At 69.5% G+C, this 17,515-nt stretch carries 20 protein-coding genes; 16 read left to right on the top strand and 4 right to left on the bottom strand.

Going from position 1 to position 17,515, the window contains the following annotated elements:
* The first annotated feature begins 19 nt into the window (after nt 1–19).
* From atpB to AB0K18_RS14570, 9 genes are all read left to right on the top strand, one after another.
* Complete coding sequence (atpB, locus tag AB0K18_RS14610; RefSeq protein WP_364914500.1) at nt 20–817, top strand: F0F1 ATP synthase subunit A; 798 nt, start codon at nt 20–22, stop codon at nt 815–817.
* A gap of 78 nt (nt 818–895) precedes the next feature.
* Entirely contained in the window at nt 896–1,126 is a 231-nt protein-coding gene (atpE, locus tag AB0K18_RS14605) for an ATP synthase F0 subunit C (RefSeq protein ID WP_020546689.1), read from the top strand.
* Nucleotides 1,127–1,154: 28 nt separating this feature from the next.
* Nucleotides 1,155–1,703 carry a F0F1 ATP synthase subunit B gene (locus tag AB0K18_RS14600; protein WP_345397575.1) on the top strand — a complete coding sequence of 183 codons (549 nt, stop codon included), beginning with the start codon at nt 1,155–1,157 and terminating at the stop codon, nt 1,701–1,703.
* A gap of 85 nt (nt 1,704–1,788) precedes the next feature.
* Nucleotides 1,789–2,598 (top strand): F0F1 ATP synthase subunit delta, encoded by an 810-nt coding sequence (locus tag AB0K18_RS14595; protein WP_364914499.1) that lies wholly within the window; start codon nt 1,789–1,791, stop codon nt 2,596–2,598.
* A gap of 23 nt (nt 2,599–2,621) precedes the next feature.
* On the top strand, nt 2,622–4,271 hold the full coding sequence (gene atpA, locus AB0K18_RS14590) for a F0F1 ATP synthase subunit alpha (RefSeq protein ID WP_364914498.1): 1,650 nt from the start codon (nt 2,622–2,624) through the stop codon (nt 4,269–4,271).
* 3 nt (nt 4,272–4,274) lie between these two features.
* Nucleotides 4,275–5,177, top strand: coding sequence for a F0F1 ATP synthase subunit gamma (locus tag AB0K18_RS14585; RefSeq protein ID WP_364914497.1), 903 nt, complete (start codon nt 4,275–4,277; stop codon nt 5,175–5,177).
* A 1-nt stretch (nt 5,178) separates the two neighbouring features.
* On the top strand, nt 5,179–6,627 hold the full coding sequence (gene atpD / locus AB0K18_RS14580; RefSeq protein ID WP_355429910.1) for a F0F1 ATP synthase subunit beta: 1,449 nt from the start codon (nt 5,179–5,181) through the stop codon (nt 6,625–6,627).
* Nucleotides 6,628–6,693: 66 nt separating this feature from the next.
* Complete coding sequence (locus AB0K18_RS14575; RefSeq protein WP_364914496.1) at nt 6,694–7,095, top strand: F0F1 ATP synthase subunit epsilon; 402 nt, start codon at nt 6,694–6,696, stop codon at nt 7,093–7,095.
* Between the two features lie 32 nt (nt 7,096–7,127).
* On the top strand, nt 7,128–7,508 hold the full coding sequence (locus AB0K18_RS14570; RefSeq protein WP_355429907.1) for a DUF2550 domain-containing protein: 381 nt from the start codon (nt 7,128–7,130) through the stop codon (nt 7,506–7,508).
* On the opposite strand, the gene AB0K18_RS14565 is transcribed toward AB0K18_RS14570, so the two are convergent.
* Nucleotides 7,505–8,095: a cob(I)yrinic acid a,c-diamide adenosyltransferase gene (locus tag AB0K18_RS14565; protein WP_364914495.1), complete on the bottom strand. Its 591-nt coding sequence runs from the start codon at nt 8,093–8,095 to the stop codon at nt 7,505–7,507. The two genes, AB0K18_RS14570 and AB0K18_RS14565, sit on opposite strands and share 4 nt — an antisense overlap.
* A gap of 127 nt (nt 8,096–8,222) precedes the next feature.
* On the opposite strand from AB0K18_RS14565, the gene AB0K18_RS14560 reads away from it, so the two are divergent.
* The 4 genes from AB0K18_RS14560 to AB0K18_RS14545 all read left to right on the top strand — a co-directional run bounded on the left by AB0K18_RS14560 (nt 8,223) and on the right by AB0K18_RS14545 (nt 11,788).
* Nucleotides 8,223–9,119 (top strand): ATP-binding cassette domain-containing protein, encoded by an 897-nt coding sequence (locus AB0K18_RS14560; protein WP_364914494.1) that lies wholly within the window; start codon nt 8,223–8,225, stop codon nt 9,117–9,119.
* The gene (locus AB0K18_RS14555) at nt 9,116–10,225 is read left to right on the top strand and encodes an ABC transporter permease (protein ID WP_364914493.1); all 1,110 of its coding nucleotides are present in this window, start codon (nt 9,116–9,118) and stop codon (nt 10,223–10,225) included. Before AB0K18_RS14560 ends, AB0K18_RS14555 begins: the two co-directional genes overlap by 4 nt.
* Nucleotides 10,226–11,392 (top strand): histidine kinase, encoded by a 1,167-nt coding sequence (locus AB0K18_RS14550; RefSeq protein WP_364914492.1) that lies wholly within the window; start codon nt 10,226–10,228, stop codon nt 11,390–11,392.
* A gap of 78 nt (nt 11,393–11,470) precedes the next feature.
* Entirely contained in the window at nt 11,471–11,788 is a 318-nt protein-coding gene (locus AB0K18_RS14545; protein ID WP_364914491.1) for an STAS domain-containing protein, read from the top strand.
* Between the two features lie 118 nt (nt 11,789–11,906).
* On the opposite strand, the gene AB0K18_RS14540 is transcribed toward AB0K18_RS14545, so the two are convergent.
* The 3 genes from AB0K18_RS14540 to nucS form a co-directional block, all read right to left on the bottom strand.
* Nucleotides 11,907–12,449, bottom strand: a complete 543-nt coding sequence (locus AB0K18_RS14540) for a TetR/AcrR family transcriptional regulator (RefSeq protein ID WP_364914490.1) — start codon at nt 12,447–12,449, stop codon at nt 11,907–11,909.
* A gap of 144 nt (nt 12,450–12,593) precedes the next feature.
* Nucleotides 12,594–14,066, bottom strand: a complete 1,473-nt coding sequence (locus tag AB0K18_RS14535) for an aldehyde dehydrogenase family protein (protein WP_364914489.1) — start codon at nt 14,064–14,066, stop codon at nt 12,594–12,596.
* A gap of 143 nt (nt 14,067–14,209) precedes the next feature.
* Nucleotides 14,210–14,872: an endonuclease NucS gene (gene nucS / locus AB0K18_RS14530; RefSeq protein WP_364914488.1), complete on the bottom strand. Its 663-nt coding sequence runs from the start codon at nt 14,870–14,872 to the stop codon at nt 14,210–14,212.
* Nucleotides 14,873–14,908: 36 nt separating this feature from the next.
* On the opposite strand from nucS, the gene AB0K18_RS14525 reads away from it, so the two are divergent.
* From AB0K18_RS14525 to AB0K18_RS14515, 3 genes are read left to right on the top strand one after another with little or no spacing between them, the layout of a single operon-like run.
* Nucleotides 14,909–16,366 (top strand): 3-hydroxyacyl-CoA dehydrogenase NAD-binding domain-containing protein, encoded by a 1,458-nt coding sequence (locus AB0K18_RS14525; RefSeq protein ID WP_364914487.1) that lies wholly within the window; start codon nt 14,909–14,911, stop codon nt 16,364–16,366.
* Nucleotides 16,363–16,653: an ATP/GTP-binding protein gene (locus tag AB0K18_RS14520; protein WP_364914486.1), complete on the top strand. Its 291-nt coding sequence runs from the start codon at nt 16,363–16,365 to the stop codon at nt 16,651–16,653. Before AB0K18_RS14525 ends, AB0K18_RS14520 begins: the two co-directional genes overlap by 4 nt.
* Nucleotides 16,654–16,663: 10 nt before the next feature.
* The gene (locus AB0K18_RS14515; RefSeq protein WP_364914485.1) at nt 16,664–17,368 is read left to right on the top strand and encodes an alpha/beta fold hydrolase; all 705 of its coding nucleotides are present in this window, start codon (nt 16,664–16,666) and stop codon (nt 17,366–17,368) included.
* Nucleotides 17,369–17,515: the final 147 nt, after the last annotated feature.

Below are 17,515 nucleotides of genomic sequence, written 5' to 3'. Positions count from 1 at the left end.
ACGTTGAAGGGAACGCCGCGTGAGTGCGCTGACGGTCCTCGCTCCTCCTGGCGAACAGTTCGGGGCGCCTACGCCAGACGAGCTGTTCAATCTCCCCCCCATCATCGAGGGGGTCGCCTGGTTCACCAAGCCGGTCCTGCTCGCGATCCTCACCTCGCTCGTGGTGATCGCTCTGTGCTGGGGCGCCTTCGGTAACCCGAAGATCGTGCCCAGGGGCCTGCAGAACGTCGTCGAATACGGCTACATGTTCGTCCGCGACCAGGTCGCCCGGCCCTTCCTGGGCAAGGACGCCGACCAGTGGATGGGCCTGCTGGTCTCGATCTTCTTCGTGGTCCTGCTGTGGAACTTCATGGGCGTCATCCCCGTGCTGCAGTTCCCGGTGGCCTCCCACATCGCCTTCCCCGCCGTGCTCGCCCTGATCATCTACGTCCTCAAGGTCTACCTCGGCATGAAGCACCAGGGCGCGGTCGGCTACTTCAAGAACATGATGTTCCCCCCGGGCCTGCCCAAGTTCATCTACGTTCTGCTGGCCCCGATCGAGTTCCTGTCGAACCTGATCATCGCCCCCTTCACCCACGCGGTCCGACTCTTCGCGAACATGTTCGCGGGCCACATGCTGCTGGCCTTCTTCAGCATGGTCGGCTTCTGGTTCCTGTTCGAGAAGCTGACCCCGCTGGGCGCGCCCGTCGGCGTGATCGGCGTGGTGATGACGATCATCCTGACCGGCTTCGAGATGTTCATCCAGTTCCTGCAGGCCTTCCTGTTCGCGATGCTGGCGGCGATGTACATCGGCAACTCGCTCCACGCGGAGCACTGAGAACCACCGCACGACTCACGGAATGTCCATGACCGGTGATACCCAGTCCACCGGCCGTTAAGTAAAGGAATACGAACAATGAGCGTTCTCGCTGAGGTCTCCGGCAACGTCACCGCCATCGGTTACGGTCTCGCCGCCATCGGCCCCGGCATCGGCGTCGGCATCATCTTCGGTCAGGGCGTGCAGGCCATCGCGCGCCAGCCGGAGGCTTACGGCCTGATCCGCCAGAACATGCTCCTCGGCTTCGTCCTCACCGAGGCCCTCGCCCTGATCGGCCTGGTGGCGCCGTTCATCTTCTCGGGCATCTGATCGCCCCTAGCTGACGGAAGGCTGCAATATGATCATCAAGGCAGCTACGCTCCTTGCGGCGGAGTCGAGTCCGCTCATTCCGCACACGTACGAGCTCGTCGTCGGTATCTTCGCGTTCCTCGTCGTCTTCCTCGTCGTCGGCAAGATCCTCGTCCCGCGCATCCAGAAGACGCTGGCCGAGCGCACCGACGCCATCGAGGGTGGCATCAAGCGGGCAGAGGAGGCGCAGGCCGAGGCGCAGGCCCTGCAGAAGCGCTTCTCCGAGCAGCTCGAAGAGGCCCGTCGCGACGCCGCCAGGCTGCGCGAGGAGGCCCGTGAGCAGGCCGCGCAGATCAAGGCCGAGCTTCGCGAGGAGGCGCAGGCCGAGGCCCGCCGTCTCGTCGAGGCCGCGCACGCCCAGATCGAGGCCGACCGCCAGGCGGCGTTCGCCCAGCTCCGCACCGAGATCGGCCGCCTGTCGACCGAGCTGGCCGGCCGCATCGTCGGCGAGTCGCTGGAGGACGAGGCGCGTCAGAGCCGCATCGTGGACCGGTTCCTCGACGAGCTGGAGAACAGCAACGCGCAGGCGGTGCGCTGATGCTGGAGCGAACCCCCCGCGGTGAGCGGAGCGGACACGCGAGCGTGCGCGTCCGCGCGGCGAACGAGGAGCGGGTGAGCGCGCGATGAGGGGTTTGAGCAGGACCTCGCTGGCCGAGGTCGAAGAGCGGTTCAATGCGGTCGCGGGCAGCGCCGACCTCGGCGCGCTCTCCGACGAGCTGTTCGCGGTCGCGGATCTGCTCGACCGCGAGCACGGCCTGCGCCGCGCCCTGTCCGACCCGGCGAGGCCGGCCGAGCAGAAGTCGGGCGTGCTGCGCTCGCTGCTGCAGGGCAAGGTCGGCGAGGCCGCCCTGGCCACGGCCGAGGCCGCGGTCGCGGCCCGCTGGTCGCGCACGGGCGACCTGGCCGACGTGCTGGAGCGGCTCGGTGTCGTGGCCGCGGCGGCGGAGGCGGAGGGCCAGTCCAGGCTCGACGACGTGGAGGACGAGCTCTTCCGCTTCGGCCGCATCGTCGCCGCCAACCCCGACCTGCGCAGGGCGCTCACCGACGCGGGCGCCTCCGAGGACGGCAAGCGCGCGCTGCTGCGCGACCTGCTCGACGGCAAGGTGGCGCCGACCAGCCTGCGCCTGGTCACGCAGCTCGTCGTGCATCCGCGAGGACGTAGTCTGGAAGCCGGTCTCGAAGAAGTCGGCCAGCTCGTGGCCCAGCAGCGCCAGCGCCTCGTGGCGGTGGTGCGCAGCGCGGTCGAGCTGTCGGACGCGCAGAAGGAGCGCCTGGCCACGTGGCTGCGCTCCTCGTACGGGCGTGATGTGCACCTGAACGTCGAGGTGGACAAGCGAGTGCTCGGTGGGTTCTCGGTCCGCATCGGCGACGAGATCATCGACACCACCATTGTGGGACGAATCGAAGAAGTCCGCCGCCGGTTGGCCGGCTAGGCGAATAGGGAGACAGAGTAGAGATGGCGGAGCTTACGATCCGGCCGGACGAGATCCGGGACGCGCTTGAGCGCTTCGTCCAGGCGTACGAACCGGAAGGCGCCGCGCGCGAGGAGATCGGGACCGTCGTCGACGCCGGCGACGGCATTGCCCATGTCTCCGGCCTTCCCTCGGCGATGGCGAACGAGCTGCTCGAGTTCGAGAACGGTACGCGCGGCCTGGCACTCAACCTCGACACCCGTGAGATCGGTGCCGTGGTCCTCGGCGAGTTCGCCGGCATCGAGGAGGGCCAGACGGTCCGCAGGACGGGCGAGGTCCTGTCCGTGCCCGTCGGCGATAACTTCCTCGGCCGCGTGGTCGACCCCCTGGGCAACCCGCTCGACGGCAAGGGAGCCATCGAGGCCGAGGGCATCCGCGCCCTTGAGCTGCAGGCCCCCTCGGTCGTCCAGAGGCAGCCGGTGAAGCAGCCGCTGCAGACCGGCATCAAGGCGATCGACGCCATGACGCCGATCGGCCGCGGCCAGCGCCAGCTGATCATCGGTGACCGTGGCACCGGCAAGACCGCGATCGCCGTGGACACCATCCTCAACCAGCGCGAGGGCTGGCTGTCGGGCGACCCCGAGCAGCAGGTCCGCTGCGTCTACGTCGCCGTCGGCCAGAAGGGCTCGACGATCGCGCAGGTCAAGGCCCGCCTGGAGGAGGCGGGCGCGATGGAGTACACCACCATCGTCGCCGCCCCGGCCTCCGACCCGGCCGGTTACAAGTACCTTGCCCCCTACACCGGCTCGGCCATCGGCCAGCACTGGATGTACCAGGGCAAGCACGTTCTGATCGTCTTCGACGACCTGACCAAGCAGGCCGACGCCTACCGCGCCGTGTCCCTGCTGCTGCGTCGCCCGCCGGGCCGTGAGGCCTTCCCCGGCGACGTCTTCTACCTCCACTCCCGGCTGCTGGAGCGCTGCGCGAAGCTCTCCGCCGACATGGGCGGTGGCTCGATGACGGGTCTGCCGGTCATCGAGACCAAGGGCAACGACGTGTCGGCGTTCATCCCGACCAACGTCATCTCCATCACCGACGGTCAGTGCTTCCTGGAGACCGACCTGTTCAACGCCGGTGTCCGCCCGGCCATCAACGTCGGTATCTCGGTGTCCCGAGTCGGTGGCTCCGCGCAGGTCAAGGCCATGCGCAAGGTCTCCGGCACGCTGAAGCTGTCGCTGTCGCAGTACCGCGACCTCGAGGCGTTCGCCGCGTTCGCGTCCGACCTCGACGCCGCCTCGCTCGCTCAGCTGGAGCGCGGCCAGCGGCTGGTCGAGCTGCTCAAGCAGCCGCAGTACGCGCCGTTCCCCGTCGAGCGTCAGGTCGTGTCGGTGTGGTCCGGCACGAGCGGCGAGCTCGACGAGGTGCCGGTCGAGGACATCCGCCGGTTCGAGGGCGAGTTCCTCGACTACCTGCAGTCCTCGCACAAGGGCATCCTCGACACCATCCGCGAGACCCGCGAGATGTCCGACGACACGGTGACCGCTCTCAAGGACGCCATCACGGAGTTCAAGAAGGGCTTCACCACCTCCTCGGGTGAGCTGCTGGTCAAGGACGAGCCGATCGCTCCGCTGGGTGCCGACGAGGTCGGCCAGGAGAAGATCAAGAAGGTCGTCCGTCCGGCGGAGAAGAAGTAGCAGATGGGTGCCCAGCTAAGGCAGCTGCGCCGGCGGATCACCTCGGTGAAGTCCACCGCGAAGATCACGCGCGCGCAGGAGCTCATCGCCTCTTCACGGATCGTGAAGGCGCAGCAGCGGATGCAGGCGGCGCTGCCGTACGAGCGTGAGATCACTCGCGCCGTCACCGGCGTCGTCAGCAACGCGGCCAGCGTCGACCATCCGCTGACCGTGGCGAAGGAGAACCCCGCCAAGGCGGGCGTGCTCATCGTCACCAGCGACAGCGGGTTCTGCGGCGGCTTCAACGCCAACGTGCTGCGCGAGGCCGAGGCCCTGCGCGGCCTGCTGGAGGGCCGCGGCCTCGACGTCGTGCCGTTCGTGACCGGCACCAAGGGCGTCACCTGGCACACCTTCCGTAACAGGGAGATGGGTGGCAGCTGGACCGGCTTCACCCGCCGGCCGGCCTACGCCGACGCCAAGGAGATCGCGAGCACGCTGATCGAGTCGTTCAAGGACGACAACGGCATCGACGAGATCCACATCGTCTCGACCGAGTTCGTCTCGATGCTGGCGCAGAACGTCGTGGTCAAGCGCGTCCTTCCGCTGGAGGTCGAGGAGACCGAGGCGACGGAGTCCACCGTGATCCCGCCGTACTTCGAGTTCGAGCCGACCGCCGGCGACGTGCTGGAGGCGCTGCTGCCGCGCTACGTGGAGTCGCGCATCTTCACGGCGCTGCTGCAGTCCGCGGCCTCCGAGGAGGCCGCGCGGCGGCGCGCGATGAAGTCGGCGACCGACAACGCCAACGAGCTGATGCGGGTGCTCACCCAGCAGATGAACCAGGCTCGCCAGGCCGAGATCACCCAGGAAATCAGCGAGATCGTCGGTGGCGCCAACGCGCTCGCTGACGCCGCAGCGGGGAAAGAGTGAAATGACTGCAGAGGCTGTAGAAACTGTGGAAGCCCCCGCGGCCGGCACTGGCCGCGTGGCACGTGTCACCGGCGCCGTCGTCGACGTGGAGTTCCCCGTCGATGCGATGCCCGACATCTACAACGCGCTCAACGTCGAGGTGACCCTCGGTGGCGAGACCAAGACCCTGACGCTCGAGGTCGCCCAGCACCTGGGTGACAACCTCGTGCGCGCCATCTCCATGCAGCCCACCGACGGCCTGGTCCGCGGTCAGGCCGTGGTCGACTCCGGCGCCCCGATCTCGGTGCCGGTCGGCGACGTCGTCAAGGGCCACGTGTGGAACGCGCTGGGCGAGACGCTCGACGTGCCGACCTCCTCGCTGAAGGTCGAGGAGCGCTGGCCGATCCACCGGCCGTCGCCCGCCTTCGACCAGCTGGAGTCCCGCACCGAGCTGCTGGTCACCGGCATCAAGGTCATCGACCTGCTCACCCCCTACGTGCAGGGTGGGAAGATCGGCCTGTTCGGCGGCGCCGGCGTGGGCAAGACGGTGCTCATCCAGGAGATGATCCGCCGTGTCGCCCGTAACTTCGGCGGCACGTCGTGCTTCGCCGGTGTCGGCGAGCGCACCCGTGAGGGCAACGACCTCTGGCTGGAGATGGAGGAGGCGGACGTCCTCAAGGACACCGCGCTCGTCTTCGGCCAGATGGACGAGCCGCCGGGCACCCGTCTGCGGGTCGCCCTGTCGGCGCTGACGATGGCGGAGTACTTCCGCGATGTGCAGAAGCAGGACGTGCTGCTGTTCATCGACAACATCTTCCGCTTCACGCAGGCCGGTTCCGAGGTCTCGACGCTGCTCGGCCGTATGCCGTCCGCCGTGGGTTACCAGCCCACGCTGGCCGACGAGATGGGTGTGCTCCAAGAGCGCATCACCTCGACGCGTGGTCACTCGATCACCTCCATGCAGGCGATCTACGTCCCCGCGGACGACATCACCGACCCGGCGCCGCACAACGCGTTCGCGCACCTCGACGCGCAGACCGTGCTCTCGCGGCCCATCTCCGAGAAGGGCATCTACCCCGCGGTGGACCCGCTCGACTCCTCCTCCCGCATCCTCGACCCGCAGATCGTGGGCGAGGAGCACTACGCGGTGGCCCAGGAGACCAAGCGGATCCTGCAGAAGTACCGCGAGCTCCAGGACATCATCGCGATCCTCGGTATCGACGAGCTGTCCGAAGAGGACAAGGTCACCGTCCAGCGGGCCCGCCGCATCGAGCGCTTCCTGTCGCACCCGATGTACGCGGCCGAGGCCTTCACCGGCCAGCCGGGCGAGACGGTGCCGCTGGACGAGACCATCGCCTCGTTCAAGGGCCTGTGCGCCGGCGAGTACGACCACCTGCCCGAGCAGGCGTTCTTCATGGTCGGTGGCATCGAGCAGGCCATCGCCAAGGCCAAGGAACTCGAGCGTCGCTAATCGCCCCACGGTGGTGGTATGGCAGGAGCGCCGTGCCACCACCTGATCGGAAAGGAACCTACACAAGTGGCGAAGCTACGCGTAGGGGTTGTCTCACCCGAGCGTGAGATCTGGTCGGGCGAGGCCGACATGGTGATTGCCAAGACCGTGGACGGCGAGATCGGTATTATGCCGCAACACGCACCTGTGCTCGGCGTCCTCGTCGAGGGCGGGGTGCTGCGCGTGAAGCGGGAAGGCGAGCCGGAGCTGGTGGCGGCGGTGCACGGGGGCTTCATCTCCGTCGCCGACGACGAGGTCTCCGTGCTGGCCGAGGTGGCCGAGCTCGGCTCCGAGGTCGATATCGCGGCGGCTCGTGACGCTCTCGACCGGGCCCAGGCCTCGATCGAGGCCAACCAGGAGGACGCCGACGCGGCCGTGGAGGCCAAGCGTGCCAGGGCCCGCCTGCGCGCGGCGGGCGAAGAGGTTTAATAGCACCTAGCAAGCGGGCTCAGGGGGGCGGCATGGTGGCGACGGTTGTGATTCTCGTAGTGCTACTTGCCGCCCTCATCGTCGTGCGGGGGGCCATGCTGTCCCGCGCGCGCGGGAGCGTACCCTGTCGGCTGCGCGTGGGGGAGCGCGGATGGCAGAGCGGGGTGGCCCGCTACGCCGACGGGGAGCTCCACTGGATCCCGCTGCTGGGCGTCCGACTCAGGCCGCGTCACGCTATCGCGAGGCGCGGCCTTGTCGTCTCCGCCCGCAGGGAGATCGACGGCGGCCTGTTCGCCGTCGACTGCTCGGGCAGCACCCGGGGCATCTCGCTGGCGATGAGCGCCGACGCGATGACCGGGTTCCTGGCCTGGCTGGAGTCGGCGCCGCCGAGCGCCTATCTCGACGTCGCCTAGCGGGTGCCGCCTGGCTTCCAGAGGATCTCGCCGCCGTCGTGGGCGACCCGGCAGGCGATGAACAGCAGGTCCGACAGGCGGTTGAGGTATTTCGCGGTCAGCGGGTTGGTGTCGTCGTGCGCCCGCATGGCCGCCCACGCCGAGCGCTCCGCACGGCGTACGGTGACGCGGGCCACGTGCAGGGCGGCCGTGGCGGGGTCGCCGCCGGGCAGGATGAAGCTCCGCAGCGGCTTGAGGCCGGCGTTGAAGCGGTCACACTGCTCCTCCAGCCACGCGATGTACGACGCCTCGACCCGCAGCGGCGGGAACTCGGGCTCGGCCACCACCGGCGTGGCGAGGTCTGCCCCCACGTCGAACAGCTCGTTCTGCACCCTCACCAGCACCTCCGCCAGCTCGGGCGGCAGCGTGCCGTGTGACAGCGCGACGCCCAGGTGGGCGTTGGCCTCCTCGACGTCGGCGTAGGCGACCAGCCGGGGGTCGGTCTTGTGGGTGCGGCTGCCATCGACCAGCGAAGTGGTGCCGTCGTCACCGGTACGGGTGTAGATGCGGGAGAGTACGACCGGTTTGTCCTTGTCGGCGCGCGTCATGGGCACAGCGTAATGACAAATGTCATCGGGATCGGACGCGGGATGCACCTCGGGCCGGTGATTTCTCCGACTGGCCGGGCCAATGGGGCAAACGCCACCATGGACGCATGACGAAGGAGATGACCTGATGCTCGAGATCAGCGAGCTGCGCAAGACTTTCGCGGGTGGTCCCGGCGCCCCGGGCGGCAAGCTCGCCCTGGACGGCGTCAGCTTCAGCGTACGGCCGGGCGAGATGTACGGCTTCGTCGGCGCGAACGGCGCCGGCAAGACCACGACGATGCGCATCGTGATGGGCGTGCTCCAGGCCGACTCCGGCTCGGTGGGCTGGCAGGGCAGGCCGCTCGGCTACGACGCCCGCCAGCGCTTCGGCTACATGCCGGAAGAGCGCGGGCTGTACCAGAAGATGCGGGTGGGCCAGCAGATCGAGTACTTCGGCCGGCTGCACGGCCTGAGCACCACGGCCGCCAAGAAGGCCACCGACGAGCTGCTGCAGCGGCTCGGGCTGACCGAGCGCAGGAACGACGCCGTGCAGGCGCTCTCGCTGGGCAACCAGCAGCGGGTCCAGCTCGCGGTGGCGCTGGTGCACGACCCCGAGGTGCTGATCCTCGACGAGCCGTTCTCCGGACTCGACCCGATCGCGGTGGACGCGCTCGCCGCGGCGCTGCAGGAGCGGTGCAGGAGCGGCGTGCCGGTGATCTTCTCCAGCCACCAGCTGGAGCTGGTGGAGCGGCTGTGCGACTCCGTGGGCATCGTCTCGTCCGGCCGCATGGTGGCCACCGGCACGGTGGAGGAGCTGCGCGCGGCCGAGGGCGGCACGACGGTGGTGGCCGTCCGCGACCCGGCGCCCGGCTGGGCCGACGGCCTGCCCGGCACGGTCACCGTCCACGGCGACCTGCACACCCTGCGCACGAACGCGGGCGACGGCCAGGAACTGCTGCGCCGCGCCATGAAGGCGGGCGTGGTCGAGCGCTTCGGCGCCGAGCACCCGTCGCTCACCGAGATCTTCAAGGAGGCCGTGGCGTGAACGGACTGATGCTGGTCGCCGGGCGTGAGATCACCACGCAGGTCAGAACCAAGGGGTTCGTGATCGGCCTGGTCATCACGGCGGTGCTGGTGGGGCTGCTGTCGTACGCGCCCAAGCTGTTCGACGGCGGGGACTCGTACACGGTGGGCACCGTCAACTCCGAGCAGCTGCCGCTGGACCGGGCGGCGCCGGACATCACGTTCGAGTGGCGCCAGTTCGCCGACGAGGCGGCGGCCAAGACCGCCGTGCTGGCGGGCGACGTGGACGCGGTGCTGGTCGACGGCACCAGGGTGCTCACGGACGGCGAGATCGACCAGGAGCTCGGCGTGCTCATGCAGAGCGTGAACCGGGAGGTCAAGCTCGGCGCCGCGGGCGTCGACATCCCGCCGCTGCAGGTCCAGTCGGTCGGCGCGGACACGCGCTACGAAGCGGCCAGGACGGGCATCGCGACGGTCCTCGTCTTCGTGCTCTTCTTCATGATCATCGGTCAGGTCGTGATGGTGGCCATGGGCGTGGTCGAGGAGAAGGGCAGCCGCATCGTCGAGATCCTGCTGGCCTCGGTGCGGCCGTGGCAGCTGCTCGGCGGCAAGATCCTCGGCCTGGGCGTGGTCGGTCTGATCAACCTGGTGACGATCCTGGTCGTCGGCCTGGTCGCGGCCTCGGCCTCGGGCCTCGCGGCCGACTTCCCGCCCGGCATGACCGGGCTCGTGGTGGCGGTCGTCCTCTGGTTCGTGCTCGGTTACGCCTTCTTCGCCACGCTGGCGGCGGCCTCCGGCTCGCTGGTCTCGCGGCAGGAGGAGGTCAACACCGTGATGACGCCGCTCACCATGGTCATCATGGGCACGTACTTCGTGGCCTTCTACGCGGGCAACGAGCCCACGAGCACGCTGGCCACGGTCGGGTCGTTCATCCCGCCCTTCTCCTCCATGATCATGCCGGTGCGGATGGCCGCGACCGAGGTGCCGGTGTGGCAGGTGGCCGCGTCCATGGGGCTCATGATGCTGGGCGTGGCGGGCGTGCTGGCCTTCGGGGCGACGGTGTACCGCCGGGCCGTGCTGCGGACGGGGGCGCGGCTCAAGCTCACCGAAGTCCTCCGTACGCGGTAGATGGACACGATCGAACAGGCGCGTGCGATCACCAAGAGGGTGCTCGGGTTCGCCTTCCTCGCCTCCTGGATCCTGATCGGCCTGGCCGTCTTCAACGCACTCGCCGACGGTCGGTTCATCTGGTGGCGGGTGGTGCCGGCCGCGGTCGCCGCGGCCGGCTTCACCTGGGTCTCCTGGCAGGTGGTGGACGAGCTCCTGGACCGCCGCTACCCCACCAGGAAGGTGGGGATGGCGGCGGTCCTCGCCGTGCTCGCGGCGGCCCTGGGCGGGGCCGAGCCGGTCGGGTGGGGCTTCCTGCTCCTGTGCTGGTTGTCGATCGCCGTGCTGGAGATCCCCAAGCGCTGGTCGTACGTGGTGGCGGCCGGCACGTGGGTGACCGGTGTGGGCCTGTCGGCGCTCAGCGGCGGGACCATGCTGTCGGGGATCGTCTCCGGCATGACGATGACCCAGCGGTTGTTGCTGGACGCGATGGCGTACGGCCTGCTGTGCGTGATCATCCCGCCCTCCAACAGGGTGTGGATGTGGATCTGGAGGCTGGCCGTGGAGGCGCACCGGGGCAAGGAGGCGCACACCCGGCTGGCGCTGGCCGAGGAGCGGCTGCGCTTCTCCCGGGATCTGCACGACCTCGTGGGACACCAGCTCTCCGCCATCGCGGTCAAGACCGAGCTCGCGGTACGCCTGTCGGACGTGGACACCGGCGCGGCCAAGGCCGAGATGGCCGAGGTGAACGCGCTGACCAGGAAGGCGCTGAAGGAGCTGCGGCAGGCCGTGCGCGGCTACCGCGAGCTTGACTTGACCGCTGAGCTGAATAGCGTGAAAAGTGTGCTCGAAGCGGCGGGGGTCCGCTGCGAGGTGGCACTGCCCCACCGCGAGTCACCGGACGGAGTGGCGCCGGTGTTCGCGTTCGCGGTGCGCGAGGCGGTGACGAACGTGCTGAAGCACAGCACGGCGACCTTCTGCGACATCTCCTTCCGCTTCACTGCGGACGAGGCGGAGCTGACCGTGCGCAACGACGGGGTTGCCCGCAGGAAGGCGGCCGACCTGGGCAGTGGCCTGGCGGGGCTGAGCGAGCGGCTGGCGGCCGTGGGAGGCGCGATGACCGCCCAGCCGACAGGAGAGGGACAATTCCTGCTACGAGCAGTCGTGTCACTCCCGATGGCTGGGTAGGGACATGGTGAGGTTTTACCTCGTCAAGCGCTGTCCGCAGCGCTGTGACCACGCCGTGTGCGTGACTGAGGAGGTGGCATGCGCGTCCGGGGCAATCCGCGGGCCCAGGTGGTGAGGATCGGTGCCCGGCTCGACGCCGGCACGTCGGCGGGGGTGCGCGAGCGGCTGCACAAGGCGCTCGACTCCGGCGAAGGAGACCTGATCCTCGATCTCTCCAAGCTGGAGATGATCGACGCGACCGGGCTCGGTGTGCTCGTGGGCGCTCATCGGCGCGCGATCGGCGTGCGACGCCGCCTCGTCCTTCGGGGGGTGCCACCGCGGATCATGCGGATCCTCGCGGTGACCCGGCTGAATCGGGTGCTGAACGTGGAGGTTCCCGAGGCCGCGGTGGCCTGATGTGACATATCGGAGCGGGCGACGATCAGCCGTCGCCCGCTCTTTTTCTGCATTGACTAAATGACGATTTCGGCCGGGTCGCTCCGGCTGCAAATGTGCAATGGCATTGAACGGACGATCAGGTGGGGCCCAGTGCGCGGCCGAAGATGTGCACCGCGACCTCGACGAGTTCGTCGATCTCCGGTTGATCGTCGGCCAGCAGCCATTCGATGAGCAGCTCTTGTAAGGCCCCTATGGCGCCCAGCGCGACCAGCCGCCGATTGAGGCCGCCGGCGAGCGGGAAATCGGCGGACGCCTCCTCGACGAGCTTGGCGAAGGAGCCGATCGCGCGCTGGCGGGACAGGGCCAGGACGTCGCCTGATCGGCGTACTTCGACGTGCATGATGCGCGCTCGCCGCCAGTCGGCGGTGGCGAACTCGATATACGCGCGAATGCCGGCCTTCACCCGGCCGTCGAGCGTGGCAGGCGCGTCCTGAACGGCCTTCGCGACGACGGCCAGGCTTTCGTCCACGCAGCGCTCGTGCAACGCCTGCAGCAACTCTTCGCGGCCGCCGAAACATTCGTAGAAGGCCCGGTTGGAGATCCGCGCCTCCGAGCAGAGCCTTTCGATGGTCGTCGCCGCGAAACCCGGCTTCGCGTATAGCGTGTACGCGGCCGTCATCAGCCGCTCTCGTCTGTCTGCCAGCCTTTGCTCAGCCGACATTCCCCGGTAAGACCGGTTCACATTCCACCCGTCCAACATGATCGTGGCCCCCAGAGCACACAATTATGGACGGATGATCGGATCTGGGAAAGGGTAAGAAGATTACCTTTTACGTCTTCCATGCAAGAACGTGACAAGCCTGACCAGTCGCTCAAGTTCGGCGGGGGCCCTGGTGAACGAGGTGATGTTCATCCCCGGCATCGCGAAGCGCTGCCGCGAGATGGCCTTGGGCCTGGCGAATTCCCGCAATCCGTCGGCGCCGTGGATGCGGCCGAACCCCGAGTCGCCGACCCCGCCGAACGGCAGCGAGGGCACTCCCGCGAACGAGATGACCGAGTTGATCGCCGTCATGCCGCTGCGCATCAACCGGGCCAGTTCGGTGGCGCGGCGGGCGTTGCGGCTGAAGATCGTGCCGCCCAGCCCGTACGCCGAGGTGTTGGCCAGCTCCAGCGCCTCCTGCGCGTCGCGGGTGCGGCGGACGGTGATGGTCGGGCCGAAGGTCTCCTCGCGGACGGCGGGGGAGTCCTCGGGCACGTCCTCGACGATCACCGGATCCACGTACGGCGCCCTGACCGCGTCGGAGCCGCCGGTGACCGTCCTGCCCGCCTTGACCGCCTCGTCGATGTGCCGCTTGATGACGTCCACCTGGCCCGGCATGGTGATCGGGCCGTAGTCCTCGCCCGCCTTCAGCCGGGCCGCCCGGCCGGTCAGCTCGCGCATGAAGCCGTCGTAGGCCGCGTCCACCACGTAGACCCGCTCGACGCCCACGCAGGTCTGGCCGGCGTTCGACATGGCGCCCCACAGGCAGGCGTCGGCAGCGGCGGCGAGGTCGGCGTCGGCGTCCACGATGAAGGCGTCCTTGCCGCCGCACTCGGCGACGATCGGGGTGAGGTTCTCGGCGCAGGCCGCCATCACCCGCTTGGCCGTGGCGGTGGAGCCGGTGAAGGCCACCTTCTTCACCCTCGGGTCGCCGGCCAGCGCCGCGCCCGTCTCGCCGAGACCCGTGACGGTCTGGAAGACCTCGTGCTCCGGCACCGACTCCCTGAACAGCTCGGCCAGGCGCACCCCGATGCCGGGGGTCAGCTCGCTGGGCTTGAACACGACGGCGTTGCCGGCCGCGAGCGCGTACGCGATGGAGCCCATGGGGGTGAAGACCGGGTAGTTCCACGGGCCGATGACGCCGACGACGCCGAGCGGCAGGTATTCGAGGGTGGCGGCCAGGTTGAGGCCGATCATGCCGGTGTTGACCCGGCGGCGGCCGAGCACCTTGGCGGCGTTGCGGGCCGCCCAGTCGAGGTGGGTGACGGCCAGCACCAGCTCCAGCGTGGCGTCGCCGACGGGCTTGCCGTTCTCCTCGTGCATCAGCGCGGCCAGCTCCCTGATGTGCTGGGTGAGCACCGCCTTGTAGTCGAGCAGCCGGCGCCTGCGCTCGGCGTGGCCCAGCGCGGCCCACCACGCGGCGGCCGTCTCCGCCCGGCCCACGGCCTCGTGCACGGCCTCGGGAGTGGCCTTCGGGTGGCTCCCGACGACCGCGCCGGTCGCCGGGTTGAGTGAGTCGAACGTCAGGGTCGTCATGGCGTCACGATAATCCGGTAAGCCACCGCTTACCAGAATGTCCGGGGACGTCCATGGCGGCCGCTGAAGGCGGGGCCGCCGTCAGGGGTCTGGCAGGTGGGCGTTCGGCCCGCAGGGGCGCGTGCAGCGCCGTGCACGGGCGCTCAGAACAGCGTGGGGTTCTCCGGCTCGATGCCGCGCAGGGCGTCGTAGTCGAGGGTGACGCAGTCGATGCCGCGGTCGCTGGCGAGGACGCGGGCCTGCGGCTTGATCTCCTGGGCCGCGAACACCCCGCGTACGGGCGCCAGGATCGGATCGCGGTTGAGCAGCTCCAGATAGCGGGTGAGCTGCTCGACCCCGTCGATCTCGCCCCGGCGCTTGATCTCCACCGCCACCGTCGCGCCCGAGGCGTCGCGGCACAGGATGTCGACGGGACCGATGGCCGTCATGTATTCGCGGCGGATGAGGGAGTAGCCGGGGCCGAGCGTCGTGATGTGCTCGGCGAGCAGCTCCTGCAGGTGGGCCTCGACGCCGTCCTTGATCAGGCCCGGGTCGACGCCCAGCTCGTGACTGGAGTCGTGGAGGATCTCGGCCATCGTCAGCACCAGCTTCTCGCCGGTCTTGCCGTGGGTGACCGTCCAGGTCTCGCCGTCCTCTTTGAGCTTGCACGGCGGGTTCATCCAGTTGAGCGGCTTGAAGGCGCGGTCGTCGGCGTGGATGCTCACGCTGCCGTCGGCCTTGATGAGCACGAGTCTTGGGGCCATCGGCAGATGAGCCGTGAGCCGTCCGATGTAATCCACGCTGCAGCGCGCGATGACCAGCCGCATGACCGTCCACCTTAGTGCCTCTGGAAAACTGAAGGCATGGCGTTCGAACGGGTGGGTGTGGTCGGCCTGGGCACGATGGGTGCCGGCATCGCGGAGGTGTTCGCACGGGCGGGGCTGCGCGTGCTCGGCGTCGAGGCCGACGCCGAGGCGCTCGCGCGCGGCCGCTCGCTGCTGGAGGGTTCCACGGCGCGGGCGCTCGACAAGGGCAGGCTCACCGAGGAGGAACGCGCCGCGATCCTGGACCGGGTCACGCTGACCACCTCCAGGGAGGACCTGCGCGAGGCCGATCTCGTCATCGAGGCCATCCCCGAGCACCTCGACCTCAAGCTCGCGCTGTTCGCCGACCTCGACCGCATCTGCAAGCCCGAGACCGTGCTCGCCACCAACACCTCGTCCCTGTCGGTGACGGCGATCGCCGCCGCCACCGGGCGGCCGGGCCGGGTCGTCGGCCTGCACTTCTTCAATCCCGCGCCGGTCATGCGGCTGGCCGAGGTGGTGCGCACCGTGCTGAGCGAGCCCGCCGTCGTCGACGAGGTCGCCGGGCTGGCGGGCCGGCTCGGCAAGACCGCCGTGACCGTGGGCGACCGGGCCGGGTTCGTGGTCAACCGGCTGCTGCTGCCTTGTCTCAACCACGCCGCCGTGCTGCTGGAGCTGGGCGTGGCCACCCGCGACGACATCGACGCCGTCATGCGGCTGGGCGCGGGGCTGCCCATGGGGCCGTTCACGCTGCTCGACCTGATCGGGCTCGACACCGCGTACGAGATCATGGAAGTGCTCTACGACGAGACCCGCGACCGGCGGCACGCGCCGTCGCCGCTGCTGCGCGAGCTGGTCACCGCCGGGCGGCTGGGCCGCAAGTCGGGAGGCGGGTTCTACTCCAGCGAGCCGCCACGTGCCCCTGACGGCGGGTCGCGGCCGGGGGTGACGGCGTTCGAGGTGGCCGGGCCTGGGGCTGACGATCTGGCCGAGCGGCTCGGCGCGGCCGGGTTCAGGCGCTCGGGCGACGATCCCGACGTCGTGCTGCGGCTGGCCGACCGGCCGGTGGTCGAGCACGCCGTACGCCTGCGCGACCCTGCCAAGCTGGTCGGCGTGCGGCTGCACGGCGACCGGGCGGCCGAGCTGGCCGTCACCGCGCTCACCTCGCCAGCCGCCGTGGCCGCCGCGAGCGACCTGATGAAGGTGCTGGGCCTCGCGGCCGTGCCGTGCAAGGACCGCGCCGGGTTCGTCGCCGACGCGCTGCTGCTGCCCTATCTCAACGACGCCGTCCGCATGTACGACGCCGGCTACGCCTCCATCGCCGACATCGACACCGCCATGCGCCTGGGCTGCGGCTACCCCGCCGGGCCCTTCGCGACCATGGAGGCCATGGGCCTGGCCCGCGTACGCGACGGGCTGCGCGCCCTCTACGCCGAATACCGCGAGCCCGCCTTCGCCCCCGCCCCCCTGCTCGACCAGCTCGTCGTCGCCGGCGCGAGCACGTTCCCCCGCTCATGAGCCCCCGCCGCGCCCGCCGCAGGGAGTCCACCCGCCCCTTCGCCTTCCCGACCGGGCTGGACAAGGTGGAGGAGTGGCCCGACGGCGAGTGGAAGGTCCGCGTGCTCACCGGCGCCTCCTCGACGAAGAACTACCGCTGTCCCGGCTGCGATCAGGAGATCCGCAGCGGGCAGCCGCACCTGGTGGCCTGGCCCAACTGGCCGGGCGGCGACGAGGAGCGCCGCCACTGGCACCAGGCCTGCTGGCGTAAGAGACTCGACCGCGGCCCGGGCCGCACCCGCTACTGAAGGGATCGATGTGGAGATTCGCGCGGCGACCGTGCTGCCCGCCCGGCGCGAGCCGATCGAGCTGCACACGGCCGACGGCCTGACCCTGGTCGGCGAGCTGGCCCAGCCCCTCGACCGGCCGCCGGTGGCGACGCTGGTCACCCTGCACCCGCTGCCCACCCACGGCGGGTTCATGGACAGCCACGTCTACAAGAAGGCGGCCAACCGGCTGCCCGCGCTGGCCGACCTGGCCGTGCTGCGCTTCAACACGCGCGGCACCTCCTCCGAGCGCGGCACCTCGGAAGGCACGTTCGACGGAGGCGAGGGCGAGCGGTTCGACGTGGCGGCGGCCCTCGAATACGCCGAGTTCCACGACCTGCCCCACGTCTGGGTGGTCGGCTGGTCGTTCGGCACCGAGCTGACGCTGAAGTGGGCGCACGACCCGCTGGTCGAGGGGGCGATCCTGCTGTCGCCGCCGCTGCACAGGGCCACCGATGCCGACCTCGACAAGTGGGCGGAGTTCGGGCGGCCGCTGGTGGCGCTGGTGCCGGAGTTCGACGACTACCTGCGGCCCGACGAGGCCAAGGCGCGCTTCGCGCGGGTGCCGCAGGCCGAGGTGATCGGCGTCGACGGGGCCAAGCACCTGTGGGTGGGGGAGCCGTACGTACGGATCGTGCTCGACGAGATCGTCAGGCGGGTCAATCCGGCCGCGTCGCCGCTGCCCACGGAGGTATGACGGTTCTCTCCATCGTGCCCGCCCGCGCTGAAGAGAATTTTGAGCATTATGAGCAGAACTCTGGTGTTCGCGATCGACGCGGGTGAAAATCCGATCATCACGTGAAGATCGTGGAGACGCCGGACGTTCGCATGTCCGCGCGTCATC

Source organism: Nonomuraea sp. NPDC049421 (assembly GCF_040677005.1).
Classification (GTDB): Bacteria; Actinomycetota; Actinomycetes; order Streptosporangiales; family Streptosporangiaceae; genus Nonomuraea; species Nonomuraea salmonea.
Note: the sequence above shows the minus strand (reverse complement) of the source record. Positions and strands in the feature narration are given on the sequence as shown.